The 13,337-nt window shown below is 74.6% G+C and carries 10 protein-coding genes and 3 pseudogenes; 5 read left to right on the plus strand and 8 right to left on the minus strand.

The window, feature by feature from the left end:
- Positions 1 to 66: 66 nt before the first annotated feature.
- The 5 genes and pseudogenes from ACH4J0_RS14525 to ACH4J0_RS14545 form a co-directional block, all read right to left on the minus strand.
- Positions 67 to 492, minus strand: a pseudogene (locus ACH4J0_RS14525) (roadblock/LC7 domain-containing protein); the annotation flags it as partial.
- The gene (locus tag ACH4J0_RS14530) at positions 489 to 2,435 is read right to left on the minus strand and encodes an ATP-binding protein (RefSeq protein WP_396239845.1); all 1,947 of its coding nucleotides are present in this window, start codon (positions 2,433 to 2,435) and stop codon (positions 489 to 491) included. The gene ACH4J0_RS14530 and the pseudogene ACH4J0_RS14525, both read right to left, overlap by 4 nt.
- A gap of 106 nt (positions 2,436 to 2,541) precedes the next feature.
- A complete protein-coding gene (locus ACH4J0_RS14535) occupies positions 2,542 to 3,552 on the minus strand; it encodes an MBL fold metallo-hydrolase (protein WP_396239847.1) in 1,011 nt (336 codons plus the stop codon).
- 121 nt (positions 3,553 to 3,673) lie between these two features.
- Positions 3,674 to 4,477, minus strand: coding sequence for a hypothetical protein (locus ACH4J0_RS14540; RefSeq protein ID WP_396239849.1), 804 nt, complete (start codon positions 4,475 to 4,477; stop codon positions 3,674 to 3,676).
- 115 nt (positions 4,478 to 4,592) lie between these two features.
- The gene (locus ACH4J0_RS14545; RefSeq protein WP_396239851.1) at positions 4,593 to 5,519 is read right to left on the minus strand and encodes a GNAT family N-acetyltransferase; all 927 of its coding nucleotides are present in this window, start codon (positions 5,517 to 5,519) and stop codon (positions 4,593 to 4,595) included.
- Positions 5,520 to 5,787: 268 nt separating this feature from the next.
- Here ACH4J0_RS14545 and ACH4J0_RS14550 point away from each other — a divergent pair.
- The 3 genes and pseudogenes from ACH4J0_RS14550 to ACH4J0_RS14560 all read left to right on the plus strand — a co-directional run bounded on the left by ACH4J0_RS14550 (position 5,788) and on the right by ACH4J0_RS14560 (position 9,077).
- Positions 5,788 to 7,100: pseudogene (locus tag ACH4J0_RS14550) on the plus strand (DUF692 domain-containing protein).
- 27 nt (positions 7,101 to 7,127) lie between these two features.
- Complete coding sequence (locus ACH4J0_RS14555; protein WP_396239853.1) at positions 7,128 to 8,204, plus strand: TIGR04222 domain-containing membrane protein; 1,077 nt, start codon at positions 7,128 to 7,130, stop codon at positions 8,202 to 8,204.
- Positions 8,205 to 8,294: 90 nt separating this feature from the next.
- Positions 8,295 to 9,077: a TIGR04222 domain-containing membrane protein gene (locus ACH4J0_RS14560; RefSeq protein WP_396239855.1), complete on the plus strand. Its 783-nt coding sequence runs from the start codon at positions 8,295 to 8,297 to the stop codon at positions 9,075 to 9,077.
- A gap of 93 nt (positions 9,078 to 9,170) precedes the next feature.
- On the opposite strand, the gene hemQ is transcribed toward ACH4J0_RS14560, so the two are convergent.
- The 3 genes and pseudogenes from hemQ to ACH4J0_RS14575 all read right to left on the minus strand — a co-directional run.
- Complete coding sequence (gene hemQ, locus ACH4J0_RS14565; RefSeq protein WP_396239857.1) at positions 9,171 to 9,896, minus strand: hydrogen peroxide-dependent heme synthase; 726 nt, start codon at positions 9,894 to 9,896, stop codon at positions 9,171 to 9,173.
- Positions 9,893 to 11,323 (minus strand): protoporphyrinogen oxidase, encoded by a 1,431-nt coding sequence (gene hemG, locus ACH4J0_RS14570; protein WP_396239859.1) that lies wholly within the window; start codon positions 11,321 to 11,323, stop codon positions 9,893 to 9,895. The genes hemQ and hemG overlap by 4 nt, the downstream gene beginning before the upstream one ends.
- Before the next feature lie 34 nt (positions 11,324 to 11,357).
- Positions 11,358 to 11,771: pseudogene (locus ACH4J0_RS14575) on the minus strand (Uma2 family endonuclease); the annotation flags it as partial.
- Between ACH4J0_RS14575 and ACH4J0_RS14580 the strand changes: the two are divergent.
- A complete protein-coding gene (locus ACH4J0_RS14580) occupies positions 11,760 to 12,134 on the plus strand; it encodes a DUF523 domain-containing protein (RefSeq protein WP_396239977.1) in 375 nt (124 codons plus the stop codon). The pseudogene ACH4J0_RS14575 and the gene ACH4J0_RS14580 overlap by 12 nt on opposite strands.
- A 118-nt stretch (positions 12,135 to 12,252) precedes the next feature.
- Positions 12,253 to 13,209, plus strand: a complete 957-nt coding sequence (locus ACH4J0_RS14585) for a DUF4349 domain-containing protein (RefSeq protein WP_396239861.1) — start codon at positions 12,253 to 12,255, stop codon at positions 13,207 to 13,209.
- The last annotated feature ends 128 nt before the right edge of the window (positions 13,210 to 13,337 follow it).

The raw sequence follows: 13,337 nt of genomic DNA on the forward strand, positions 1-13,337 counted from the left end.
GACGCCCCGCGAACCGACGCCCGGTGCGCCGGCACCCCTCGTTCCGGCACCCCTCGTTCCGGCACCCCTCGTTCCGGCGGCCTGCTGCCGGGAGGGACTGGCGAGCGCACGGCCCAGGGCGGCGACCTGGACCTGCATCTGGTAGGCCACGTTGCCGAGTTGGGCGTCCGGCGCGGTGAACACGGCGAGCGAGGTGTTCTCCCCGGCGGGGACGACGATGGCGTAGCCGAGGTCGGACTCCACCACGGTCTGGGCCAGCCGCGGCCGCTCGGTGTCGGTGAAGGCGCTGGTGAAGGCGCGGGCGGCGGCGTGCACGGTGGCGGTCATCGCGGCGACCCGCTCGGCGGAGGCCCGGCCGAGGCCGTCGGAGGCGCCCTCGACGAGACCGTCACCGGTGGCGACCACCGCGTGCAGCACCCCCGGCAGCTCCAGCAGCGGGTTCAGCACCCAGGAGATCTCTTCGGTGGCGGTCGGGCTGGGCGAGCTGCTCACTGCTCGGCTCCTTCTAAGGTCGGTCCGGTGGCGTGGTCACCGGTGTCACGGCCGGCGGGGGTGTCGCCGGTGCCGGCGGTCCCGCCGGCTTCGCTCGGTGCACGGGTTCCACTGGTCGTACGGCTGTCACTTGTCGTACGGGTCCCATCGGTCGTACGGCTGTCACTGGTCGTACGGCTCGCATCGGCGGCGCGGCTCGCGGCGCCGCCGTCGGCGGCCTGCGCGGCGGCGGCCCGGCCGGAGTCGGTGCCCCGTTGCAGCGCCTGCCAGTGGGCGGCGGCCTGCTCGGGGGTGCGGACGTACGGCGTGGGCTGCTCCCCCGGGCCGCTCCCCGCCCCCTGCTCCACGCCCGCCGGGCCCATGCCCGCGCCCGCGCCCGCGCCCGTCCCCGGCTCCTCGGCGGTGAGCGGGCGGCGGCGGCGCCGGCTGGGCAGTCCGCTGCCGTCCCCGCCCTGGACGGCGCCCGCCTCCGGGTCGGGCACCACGTGGATGGACGGCGCCGCGTGCGGGCCGGGCTGGTTGTGGCGGTCGGCGAGCACCGGCCCGTCCTGCCGCTCGTCGGCGTCGCGCATCGGCGGGACGGCCGCGACGGCGGGCGCCTGCACCGGGCCGCTTCCGGCCCGCAGCGGCAGCGGGGTGAGCACCGACAGCGGCTGTTCGTCGTCCACCACCGTCACCAGCGCGGCCGGGATGCGCAGGATGGTCCGCATGCCGCCGTACGGCGAGGGCTCGATGTGGCAGGCGAAGCCGTACTGGCGGGCCAGCTTGCCGACCACCGCAAAGCCGGTCTTGGGCGGGTTGCCGAGTTCGGTGAGCAGCACGTCGGGCGGCCCGGCCAGCAGTCGGCGGGCCCGGCGCAGCTGGTCCTCGTCCATGCCGATGCCGCTGTCGTCGATGATCACCAGCGCGCCGCGGCCGCCCTGCTGCACGGTGACCGGGACGTCCGTCTCCGGGTGGGAGTACGCGGTGGCGTTGGCGAGCAGCTCGGCGATGGTGATGGCGATCGGCTCGGCGGCCCGGGCGACCACGGCGAGCCGCTGCTCGCGCAGGTGGTTGGCGACCTTGATCCGGGCGTAGCCGGGCACCCGGGAGAGCGCGCCGACGACCACCTCGGCGAGCGGGGAGTCGGTCCGGGCCAGGCCGGGCCAGGCCTCGCAGAGCACGGCGACGGTCTGGATCCGGCGCAGCGCGACCTCGTTGCGGAAGTCGACCTCCAGCAGCCGGGGGTCGTCGTTGTCGTGCTGGAGCTGCTGGACCAGGCTCTGGATCTGGTACAGCAGGGTCTGGATCCGGGAGGTGGCGCCGCGCATGGCGGCCCGGGCGGCGGCGTCGACCCGCTCGCGCTCGTCGGCGAGGGCCGCGGTGGCGGCGTCCAGGACGGACTGCAGCGCCCGGACGGCCTCGGGGCCGACGGCCTGTGCGTCCAGCGGGCCGACCATCGGGGCGTTGGCGTGGGTCAGCCGGACGGCGGTGGCGGCGACCCGCTCCTGGGCGAGGTGGCCGATCTCGGCGAGCAGCGCGGCGGTGTGCCGCTCGGCGGCGGCGAGCCGGGCTTCGGCGTCCGCCGCGCGGCCGGTCGCCTCCGTGACCCGGGCGTCAGCCTCGGCGACCCGGGCGTCAGCCTCCGCCGCCAGGGCGCGCGCCGCCTCGCCCTGCCGCTCGGCGTCACCCGCGGCCCGCCGGGCCTCCCGGGCGCGGTCCTCGGCCCGCCGGGTCTGCTCGGCGGACTGCCGGGCGGCCTCCCGGACCTCGTCCAACTCCTGTTCGGCCCGGGCGAGTCGGCTCTCGGCGGCGCGGGTCTGCTGCTCGCCGTGGCCGAGGGCGGCCTCGGCGGCCGCCGCCCGGGTGACGGCCCTGGCCCGGCCGCGGGCGAGCACGACCGTGGCCGCGGCGGCGACCAGCGCCAGGGCGATCAACGCGGTCAGCGCGATCTGCGTCGTCATCGGAGTCCTCGGGTGTCCTCGCTGGTGGGCCCGGGCCGTCGCCCGGCGTTCGGTTCCTGTCGGTGGTCCGGACGGAGCGCCGGGCGGCGCGGTGGCCGTCCGGGGATCAGTACCGGGCGGAGCGCGGGTGCGGGATGCGGTTGGCGTCCTCCGCCAGTTCGCGGGCCACCAGGGCGACCTGGCCCATGGCGTCCAGGACGCCGGGCAGTTCGGAGCCGTCCAGGTGCCGGTACTCGGCCGCGACGGTGAGCACCAGCCGCTCGGGCAGGCCGAGTTCGGGGTGGCGCTGCTCGGCGATCACCCGGCGGGCGGCGTCCAGCGCGGGTATCCCGGCGGCGTGCAGGGCGTGGGCGCGCTCGCGGACGTACGCCAGGTAGCCGATGTGCTCCCGGACGCCGTCGCGGTCGAGCACCGGGCCGTGACCGGGGACGAAGATCTCCGCGCCGGTGGCCAGGGCCTGTTCGCAGGCGCCGATGATGTTCTCCAGCGGGCCGGCCCAGTGCGAGGGGTGGTCGCCGGGCTGCTCGGGGGTCGAGGAGAAGATCACGTCGCCGGTGAACACCGCGCGCTGGTGCGGGAGGTGGACCATCAGGTCCCCGCCCGTGTGGGCGGCGGGCAGGCTGGTGATCTGCACCGGGTAGCGGCCGACCTTCAGCTCCAGCTCGCCGGTGAACACGGTGTCGGGGTGCACCGGTTCCGTGGTGGACCAGTCGAAGCGGCCGAAGTGCTCGCGGAGGTAGCCGCCGAGCGGGGAGTCCGGGTCGCTGTTGGCGAGCAGCGCGTGCTGCTGCTGGGGGGTGGGCTCCCAGTGGATGTGCTCCAGCGCCTCGCGGGTGGCGATCACCTCGGCATCGGGGAGCACCCCGGCGCCCCACAGGTGGTCGCCGTTGGCGTGGGTGACGACCACCCGGTCGATGTCGACCCCGGTGGGCAGCAGGCGCCTGCTGGCGGCGAGGAACTCCCCGGCCAGTGAGGGGTCGTACGGGGTGTCGATCCAGAGCGCGGTGGCCTCTGAGGCCAGCAGGCCGCAGTTGGCCAGGCCCCAGCCCCGCTTCGGGGGGAGCCACACGTACAGGTCCTCGGCAATCGCGCTCACGTTCGCACGGTTGATCGTCATGCGCGCGATTATGCCCATGTCGTGTCAGGGATGGGGCAAAACCGCTACGGACGACCGGAGTTCGTACCCCGGTCCCTCCCGCCCTGTCCGGATTCGTACCACGTGGTCGAGACCAGTCGTCTCACTTATCGGGACGACTGATGGACACTTCGCCCCGGAACCCCGACGGGACGTCGGACCGCGGCGCGGGGAGGATCCGGCAGACCTCGACCGTGACGTCCACGGTGTCCAGCCCGATCACCCGCCCCTCCACCGCGACGAATCCGTTCTCCCCCGAGCGGAACAGCGCCGCCAGCGGAGAGCTGCGGCTCGCCGAGGTCAGCGCCTCCACCGCCATCGCCGAGCCGAAGGCGAACACCCCGCAGAGCACCACGCAGGGCGCGTGCCGGGGCGTGTGCGTGACGAAGAGGAAGCCGTGGTCGCGGATCAGCTCCCCGGCCGGGTTGTACAGCGCCTCGAAGGTCATGCCGCCCCAGCGGGCTCGGGCCTCGTCCGGGTACTCGATGGCGAAGTCCGGGAACACCGCCTCCAGCACCCCGGCGGAGTAGGAGTTGACGCTCGGTCCGCCGATCGAGAAGGTCGGCATCCGCGGATCCTGCGCCCCGGCCACCACCAGCTCGATGGTCGCCTTCCGGTTGACCTTCCGCAGCAGGTCGGTCAGCTCGGCTATCGCCCTGGCCTCGGCCATCGGCACGAACAGCACGTTCTTCGGCCCCCGGCTGGTCAGCTGGCAGCCGTCCGAGGTGAAGGCGAACTCCGCCACCTCCAGGCTCGGAATCACGATCTGCACCCGGCTGTAGGGCGCCACCAGTGCCCGCAGGAAGCCGTAGCGCAGGAACAGTCTGGTACGGGCGAGGGAGCGGGCCGCGAGGAAGCCGATCACGGCCGGGACGGATGCGATCAGCACCTGGAGCAGGATCTCCATATGATCCCCCGGAGGAAGACTCGACCACGAACTGTGCGCCCTGGTTAAGTCCCCGCCCGTGGCCGAAAATACCCCCATCGGGCGATCCGGAGCGTGGCGATCTCCGCACCGATCGTCACACCAGGCGCTTGATCCCCTTCCGCTCCCCCGCGCAGCGCTCGTACCCGAGCCAGGAGTTGACCGCCAGCATCGGCGCGTTGGTGGTGTCGTTGCTGGTGTACGCGCGCCGGTACCCGGCCGCCGCGGCGAGCCGCAGCGACTCCAGCTTGGCCAGCTTGGCCAGACCTCGGCCGCGGAACTGCCGCCGGCAGGCGGTGAACGCGGACCAGTAGCGGTCCACCCCGTCGGTCTGCGCCATGGCGAACGCGGCCGGCTCGCCGTCCACCACGGCCACCACCGTCAGCCCCGGATCCAGGTCCGGCCGGGCCCAGTCGCCCCGCAGCCACTCCTCGTACTCCAGGGCGTCCATCTCCACCTCGCCGGGCTCGTCCCGGATCGCGTCCGCCTCCACCAGGAACAGCGGGCGCGGATCGTCCGCCCAGCCGGTGGCCGGGCGCAGCTCGACGCCGGCCGGCCGTACGGGCGCCTGCGGCAGGGGCAACGTCAGGTCCCGGCCGCCGAACTGCGCGGTACGCCCGAGCTCGTAGCCCCGGGCGGTGGCGAAGGCCAGGGAGGCGGGCTCCTCGTCCAGCCAGGTGTGCAGCTCCCTCACCCCGTGGCCGGCCAGGTGCCGTTCGGCCGCGGCCAGCAGCGCGGTGGCCGCGCCGCGCCGCCGGAACCCGGGCAGCACGCTGCCGTTGGCGTAGCCGACACCGGTGGCCGTCGTCCCGAGCACCACCCCGCAGCGCACGGCGCCGACCACCCGGCCGTCCAGCTCGGCGACGAAGGTGCGGAAGTGCTGGTCGGAGTCCTGCCGGGTGTTCAGCCAGAGCAGGGCCTCGGCCGTCATCACCAGGTGCTCGCGCCCGGCCCGGTGGGCGGCCGCCACTGCCTCGGCGTCGCCGGGGCCGAAGTCACGGATCGTCAGTGCGGTGATCGTCATGAATCCCCACGCTATCCGCCGCCGACCGCCGACCGCCTTCGGTTTTCCACTCCCCGCCCGGCCCCACCTGGGGAGATGCTCGCGACCGGGGGCCGAAGTCCCTGATCGCCAGGACGGCAAGCTCAAATAATGCTCTGAGAAGGCCGGGTGAGGCTTGGCAGCCACCTCGCCCGGGGACATCCTCAGCAACACGGCCGCGCGGTCCTGGCGACGACGCCCGCACCGCCCGACGGCCCCCCCAACCCAGCCCTCCGAAGGGGGCGCACTGATGACTTCCCCTGCCTCCGCGACCCGACCCGGTGTCGGAGCCGGAACCGAGCTCGGCGTCGGGCTCGGCTGGCGCAGCGAGATCGACACCGTGGTCGAGCGTCAACCCGGCCTGGACTGGGTCGAGGTGGTCGCCGAGAACGTCTGCGCCGACCACCTGCCCACCTCTCTCACCGTGCTGCGCGAGCGCGGCGTGACCGTCGTCCCGCACGGCGTCGGCCTCGGCCTGGGCGGCGCCGGGCTGCCCGACCCCGAGCGGCTCGGTGAGCTGGCCGCGACGGCGCTCGCGCTCGGCTCCCCGCTGGTCACCGAGCACCTGGCCTTCGTCCGGGCCGGCGGCCTGGAGGCAGGCCACCTGCTGCCCGTCCCCCGCACCCGGGACTCGCTGCGGGTGATCGCCGAGAACGTCCGGATCGCCCAGGACCAGCTGCCGGTGCCGCTCGCCCTGGAGAACATCGCCGCCCAACTCGCCTGGCCCGACGACGAGTTCACCGAGGGTGAGTTCCTCGCCGAACTCGTCGCGCGGACCGGCGTCCGACTGCTGATCGACGTCGCCAACCTGCACACCAACCGGGTCAACCTCGGCATCGATCCGGCCGCCGAACTCGACCGCCTGCCGCTGGAGGCGCTGGCCTACGTGCACGTCGCCGGAGGCACCCTGGTCGACGGCGTGTGGCACGACACCCACGCCCATCCCGTCACCGAACCGGTCCTGGAGGTCCTGGCCGAACTGTGCGCGCGGGTCGCACCGCCCGGCGTCCTGCTGGAACGGGACGCCAACTTCCCGCCGCCCTCCGAACTGGCCGGTGAACTGGACGCCATCCGCCGGGTGCTGGAGGGGAGTACCCCGCGATGAACGACCTGGACCGCGCCGAGCGCCCCGTGGGCGAGGGCACGACCGCCGCCGCCCGGGAGCGCCTGGCCCGGCGGCAGGAGGAGCTGCTGGCCGCCCTGGTGGCCGGCGGGCCCGTCCCGCCCGGCTTCGACCCGGACCAGGTCCGCGCCCAGTCCACCGGCCTCGCCGCCAAGCGGCGCGACACCACCGCGAAGATCGCCCCCGACCTGCCCCGCCTGCTCGGGGCTCAGTACGGGCCGCTCTTCCTCGGCTACGCCCGCACCCACCCGCAGACCGGCGGCTACCGCGCCGACGCCCGGGCCTTCGCCGCGTGGGTGCTCACCGGCGGCGGCCCGCCCGCCGCCGACCACCGCCGCGCCCTGGAGCAGTGGCTCCAACGGGCTCCCGAGCAGACCGAACGGGCCGGACGGCCACCCGGTCCGCTCACCCGCCTGCGCCGGGCCCTGCGCGGCCGCTGACCCAATCCACACCTCGGGGGAACGCCCATGTGGCACAACAGCTACTTCATCGTCCCGGCCGTCCTGCTGGTCGCGGCCGGACTGTACGCCGCCCGGACCCGTCAGCGGGTCGGGCACGTCCCGCACCCCAAGGGCCTGCCCGGCCGCGGACTGCCGCTGCTGGACACCGCCTTCCTGGCCGGCGGCCCCGGCCGGGTCTTCGACACCGCGCTGGTCCGGATGCACCTCGGCGAGCAGGTCGTGATCAACCGCTCCGGCCTGGTCACGCTCACCGGCGCCAAGCCGTACGACGCCGTCGACCAGGCGGTCCACGATGCCGTCGGCCCGACCGGCAGCCGGGAACTCGGCACGCTGCGCCGCATGGTGATGCGCTCCGCCGCCGTCCAGGAGATCGGCGACCGGCTCGCCGACCGCGGCCTGATGCGCCGCCCCGAGCGGATGCAGCGGGCCCGCACCGCCCGCCGGCTGCTCTGGCTCGCGATGCTCGACGTCGTGGTCTTCGCCGTGCTCGCCCTGCTGCTCGACGACAACGAGGCCCTCCACGACCGCCCCAACCTCTGGATCCCGGGCTTCCTGCTGCTCCTCGGCGCCGTCGCCCTGGCCACCAGCACCCCGGCCGAGGGCCGGATCACCCCCGCCGGCCAGCGCCAGCTCTCCCTGATGCAGGGCAGCACCCCGTGGACGCCCAGCGCGGGCATCTCGCCCAGGCTGGCGGGCGGCGCGGTGCTGGGCGCGCTCGCGCTCGGCGGGCTGGCCGCCGCCGGGCTGGAGAACCTCGAACTGGAGGAGGCGATGACGGCCGCGGCGGCCCACGAGGAGGCGGTGCGGCAGGCCACCGCGAGCGCCTCGTCGTCGTCCTCGTACTCATCCTCCCCGTCCTCCTCGTCCTCCTCGTCCTGCGGCAGCTCCGCCACCTGGTGCGGCTCCTCCGGGTCCTCCGGTTCCACGACGTCGAGTTGCGGCTCCTCGCACCACTCCAGCTGTAGTTCCTCTCACTCCAGCTGTGGTTCCTCCCACTCCGGCTGCGGTTCCTCCCACTCCAGCTGTGGTTCCTCGTCCTCCAGCTGCGGGTCCAGCTGCGGCGGTGGTTGCGGCGGTTCCTGACCTCCGCAGCCCCGCGGCCGACGTCACAGTTCGGTATCGCGGTCCGGGAAGCCGTTCCCCGCGCCGTGGCCCCAGGCATACAACAAGCCCATGTGGTTGCTGTTCCTGATACCGGCCTGTATCGCGGCGGTGTTGTCCTGCCTTCGGCTGGTGCGGATGACCGCCACCGCCGACGCCCTCGCCGACCAGGAACGGCTGCGCCCCCCGGAGGCCGTCGGCATCGGGCTCTACGAGACGGCGTACCTGGCCGGCGGCCCGGACCGGGTGGTGGAACTCGCCCTCGTCCTGATGGCCGGCCGCGGCCGGCTGCACCTCGCCCACACCGGCTGGACCACCGTGGTCGACCCCAAGGGCCGCAGCCGCCTGGAACGCGCCGTCATCTCCACCGTCGGCCCCGAGGGCCAGTGCCGGACGGACGACCTGCGCCGGGCGATGGCCGAGCACCCCACGGTGCTGGAGATCGGCGCCCGGCTGGCGCTGGCGGGCCTGGCCACTCCGGCTCTGATCCAGCGCAACACCGTGGTGGTGGTCCGACACGTCCGGCACGCGCTGCTGCTGACCATGGTGCTGCTGGCCGCCTCGCTCTCGCTCAGCGGCCTCACCGGCGGTGACACCGTCGCCCCGCTCGCCTGGTTCTCGCTGCCCCTGGTGCTGACCGCGGGCACCCTGCTGATGGCGAGGGTCGACGTCTACCCGTACACCCGCTGGGCCTCCCCGATCGGCCAGGAGGTCCTGCGCGAGGTCCGCCCGGCCCGTCAGCACGGCCTCGCCGACGACGAGGAGCGCGAACTGCTCACCGCCGTCGCCATCAACGGCCCGGCCGTCCTGCCCGACGCCCGCCTGCGCGCCGCCCTCCGCCCCCACCGGGCCTGACATCCGCCTCCGTCCCGCCCCGCAACGGCCGCAGGCCGGCTCCCTCCGTGCCTCAGCAGCGGGGGGAGCCGGCCTCCGTACGGCGTGGGCGGGTCAGACCAGGCCGTTCAGCAGCTCGCTCACCGGCTTGCGGCGGCCGGTGAAGAACGGCACCTCCTCGCGGACGTGCATCCGCGCCCGGGAGGCGCGCAGGTCGCGCATCAGGTCGACGATCCGGTGCAGCTCGTCCGCCTCGAAGGCGAGCAGCCACTCGTAGTCGCCGAGCGCGAACGAGGCCACCGTGTTGGCCCGCACGTCCGGGTAGCCGCGCGCCTGCATGCCGTGCTCGGCGAGCATCGCGCGCCGGTCCTCGTCGGGCAGCAGGTACCAGTCGTACGAGCGGACGAACGGGTACACGCAGACGTAGTCGCGCGCGCGCTCGTCGGCGAGGAACGCCGGGATGTGCGACTTGTTGAACTCGGCCGGGCGGTGCAGGGCCATGTTCGACCAGACCGGCTCCAGCAGGCGGCCCAGGCCGGTGCGGCGGAAGCGGTTGTACGCCTCCTGGAGGTCGTCCGAGTCCTCGGCGTGCCACCAGACCAGGATGTCGGCGTCCGCGCGCAGCCCGGACACGTCGTAGGTGCCGCGCACCGTCACGTCCTTGGCGGCGAGCTGGGCGAACAGCTCGTCCACCTCGGTGGCCAGGGCGGTGCGGTCCTCGGGCAGGGCGCCCTTGAGCTTGAACACCGACCACATGGTGTAGCGGATGACCTGGTTCAGGTCGCGCGCCTTCTTCTTCTCGGGCTGCTGCTCCGGCTCCCGTTCAACGCTCTCAGTCATGCGCCCATTGTCCTCTCCGTGGAAGCTTCCCCGGTCGCCGGGGTCAACAGTTTGTCGATGGCCGCCGCGGCGGCTGCCGCCGAACCGATGCAGGCCGGAATCCCCACCCCGTCGTACGCGGCGCCGCACAGCGCCAGCGCCCCCACCGCCTCCGCCGCCGCCCGCACCCGGGCCACCCGGTCCAGGTGGCCCACCGGGTACTGCGGCAGGCCGGCCGCGAAGCGCGACACGAAGGTGTCGTACGGCCTGGCGGTCAGGCCGATCGCCTCCTCCAGGTCCGCCAGCGAGCGGGCCACCAGCTCCTCGTCCGGCAGCTCCAGCACCTCGTCCTCGCGGTGGCGGCCCAGCGAGGTGCGCAGCAGGAACGCGTCCGGGGCGGAGCGCTCCAGCCAGCCCCACTTGTTGGAGGAGAAGGTCGAGGCCTTGATCCGGCGGCCGTCCACCGGCGGCACCAGGAATCCGCTGCCGACGGGCGGTTCGGCCAGGTCATCACGTCGGAACGCCAGGGTCACCAGCGCCATTCCCGCGTACTCGACGGTGTCCAGCTCGACGGCGGCCGCGGGGGCGTCCGCACGAAGCAGCCGGGCGGCGGCCGGCGCCGGGACGGCCAGCACCACGGCGTCCGCGGTCAGCACCTCACCGCCGGCCGTTACCCGCCAGCCGTCGGGGGTGCGGCGCAGTTCCTTCACGGGGGTGTCCGTGCGCAGGTCCACGCCCGCCTTGACGCAGGCCGCGGCGACCGCCTCCGGCAGCGTGCCCAGGCCACCGCGCAGGCCCTGGAACACCGGGGTGCCGACCACCTGGGGCCGGGAGGCCAGCTCGTGCACCCCCTCGACCAGCGAGCCGCCGCCCCGGGCGATCGGCAGCAGCTGCGGCACGGCGGCGCGCAGCGAGATCTCGTCGGCGCGCCCGGCGTAGACGCCGCCCAGCAGCGGCTCGACCAGCCGGTCCACCACCTCCCGGCCCAGCCGGTCGGCGACGTAGCGGCCGATCGCGACGTCCGCCCCGACCTCGGTGGCCCGCTCGTTGCGGGCCCGCTCCAGCCCCTCCGCGGTGAGCACCCCGGAGGCGGCCAACGCCTCCAGGTCCCCGGGGACGCCCATCACCTGCCCGCCCGGGAGCGGCCGCAGCGCGCCCCGGGTCCAGATCGCCGCCTTCGCCGTGGTCGGCGGCTCCAACTCCTCGGCGAGGCCGACGGCCCGCGCCAACTCGACCGCCTCCGGCCGCCGCGCCAGCACCGATTCGGCCCCGAGGTCCACCCGGACCCCGCCGACCTCCCCGCCCCACAGCTTCCCGCCGACCCGCCCGGACGCCTCCAGCACCGTGACCCGCGCCCGCGCCGGCCCCCCGGCCGCCCCGCTCAGGAAGGCGGCCGCAGCCAGCCCCGCGATCCCACCACCGACGACGACGACCTGTGCATCCGACATGCTTCGCAGTCTCGCAGGTCTTTACGCGGAACCCTCAATCCGCTGCACGCCCGCTGTTGGGCACCAGCCCGTCCAGGTCGATCTCGATCGGGAAAGGCACCGAACGTTCGAGCTTGCCTCGGAAGATCCCGGCTGGGACATAGGAAGAGGTCGCGTGCTCCGGCTCGAAGACGTGCACCACCGACAGGCCGTCCTCCTCCTCGACGATCCAGTAGCGCGGGATGCCGGCCTCGGCGTACTTGCGAAACTTGACCGTACGGTCGCGGTGCACTGACTCCGGGGAGACAACCTCGACGACGAGGGCCACCTCATCGGGACTGAACTGGGTGCGATCGGGGTCGAACTCGGCCTGGACGACAAGCACGTCCGGCTCAGGGCGGTTTCGTTTGTCGAGCTTGATCGACATCTCCCTGCCGACCCGGTGTCCCTTCGGCACCTGGCGGCGCAGCGTGTAGACGAGGTGGCGCAGGGGCGGGCGGTCGTGGTCCGTCCGGAGGGGGCGGGTGGGTTGCCGACGCCTCGGCCGGCGGCGGAGATCGTGGGCGGGGACGGGGCTGACGTGCTGGACGGGCGGGCGCGGGTGGTGGACGCGACCGGGGCGGACCGCACCGCGGAGTTCGTGGCCGGGGCCCGGGCGGCGCTCGCGGCCGCGGAGGAGGCGGGGGCGCGGCGGGCGGTGCTGATGGCGCGCAGTCCGTCCTGCGAGTGCGGGCAGGTGTACGACGGGACGGTCTCCGGGGAACCGCGGCCCGGGGGCGGGGTGACGGCGGCGCTGCTGCGGCGGGCCGGGTTCGAGGTCAGCGCCGGGTAGGCCGTGTCCCTCCCGCCGCCGAGCTGTGATGGACTCGCGATCTCCGGGGCTGGTCCGTGCGGCCGGCTCTCCCGTCCAATGGTGAGCAGTGCCAACGGACTTGGGGAGGGGCCCGGGAATGGGACGACAGGCGAGAGCCGGAGCGTCGGCGGCGGCGGTGGCCGCGGCGGTGCTGCTGGTCGGGGGCTGCGGCGCGGGCGGCTCGGGGGATTCGGCGAAGAACGACTCGGGCGCGGCCCCGGCGAAAGCGGCCGGCCAGGGCGGCGGGACGGCCGCGCCGGCTCCGGCGAACGCCCAGGCCTCCGGCGCCCCTGCGGCGGCCGGGGTGACTCCGGTCGCCGACACCCGAGCGATCTCCTACAGCGCACAGCTCGCCCTGCGCACCAAGGACGTTCCCCAAGTGCTGGCCAAGGCGCGGGACCTGACGAACGCCTCGGGCGGCTACGTGGGCGGCGAGTCGGTCAGCGGCGGGGGTGCGGACGAGTCCGGCCAGCTGACGCTCAAGATCCCGTCGGCCGCCTACCAGCAGACCCTGGACCAGCTGTCCGCCCTGGGTGAGGTGGTGTCCCGCAAGAGCCAGGCGGACGACCTGACCCAGCAGGTCGCGGACGTGGCGAGCCGGGTGCGGACCCAGCAGGCGAGCGTGGACCGCGTGCGGGCGCTGATGGCGGAGGCCAAGACGCTGAGCGACATCACCTCGCTGGAGGGCGAGTTGAGCCGCCGCGAGGCGGACCTGGAGTCGCTGCAGAAGCAGCAGAAGGAGCTGTCCGCCCGGACCTCGTACTCCACCGTGACCCTGGACGTCCGCCGGGACACCGCGGCACCGACGCCGACCGCGACACCGGAGGACGAGGGGCAGGGCTTCGGCGAATCGGTCGGTTCCGCGCTCGGCGGCGGCTGGCACGTGCTGGTGACGATCGCGCAGGCGCTGGCGGTCGCGCTCGCCGCCGTGGCACCGTTCCTGCTGGTGCTGGGGGTCCCGGCGGCGCTGGTCCACCGGTACTGGCGCCGGACCCGCCCGCGGCCTGCCCCACCCGGTGAAGCCGGTGAAGCCGGCCCGGCCGAGGAGGACTGACCGGTGCGACGGTGGCGGGCCCCCGCGCCCGGGGCCCCCCCCCCCGGGGCGGCCGCGCGCGCGGGCCGCGGGCACGTAGGCGTCCACGCGCCAGAGGGCGGCCGGGTCCATGGACGGCCTCCAGCCCT

This window comes from Kitasatospora sp. NPDC017646 (assembly GCF_044329365.1).
In the GTDB taxonomy this organism is placed as follows: domain Bacteria; phylum Actinomycetota; class Actinomycetes; order Streptomycetales; family Streptomycetaceae; genus Kitasatospora.

Bases quoted from the DNA above. Each gene is read 5' to 3' on its own strand.
- ACH4J0_RS14530 (WP_396239845.1), bottom strand. From the start codon at position 2,435: ATGACGACGCAGATCGCGCTGACCGCGTTGATCGCCCTGGCGCTGGTC.
- ACH4J0_RS14535 (WP_396239847.1), bottom strand. From the start codon at position 3,552: ATGACGATCAACCGTGCGAACGTGAGCGCGATTGCCGAGGACCTGTAC.
- ACH4J0_RS14540 (WP_396239849.1), bottom strand. From the start codon at position 4,477: ATGGAGATCCTGCTCCAGGTGCTGATCGCATCCGTCCCGGCCGTGATC.
- ACH4J0_RS14545 (WP_396239851.1), bottom strand. From the start codon at position 5,519: ATGACGATCACCGCACTGACGATCCGTGACTTCGGCCCCGGCGACGCC.
- ACH4J0_RS14555 (WP_396239853.1), top strand. From the start codon at position 7,128: ATGTGGCACAACAGCTACTTCATCGTCCCGGCCGTCCTGCTGGTCGCG.
- ACH4J0_RS14560 (WP_396239855.1), top strand. From the start codon at position 8,295: ATGTGGTTGCTGTTCCTGATACCGGCCTGTATCGCGGCGGTGTTGTCC.
- hemQ (WP_396239857.1), bottom strand. From the start codon at position 9,896: ATGACTGAGAGCGTTGAACGGGAGCCGGAGCAGCAGCCCGAGAAGAAG.
- hemG (WP_396239859.1), bottom strand. From the start codon at position 11,323: ATGTCGGATGCACAGGTCGTCGTCGTCGGTGGTGGGATCGCGGGGCTG.
- ACH4J0_RS14585 (WP_396239861.1), top strand. From the start codon at position 12,253: ATGGGACGACAGGCGAGAGCCGGAGCGTCGGCGGCGGCGGTGGCCGCG.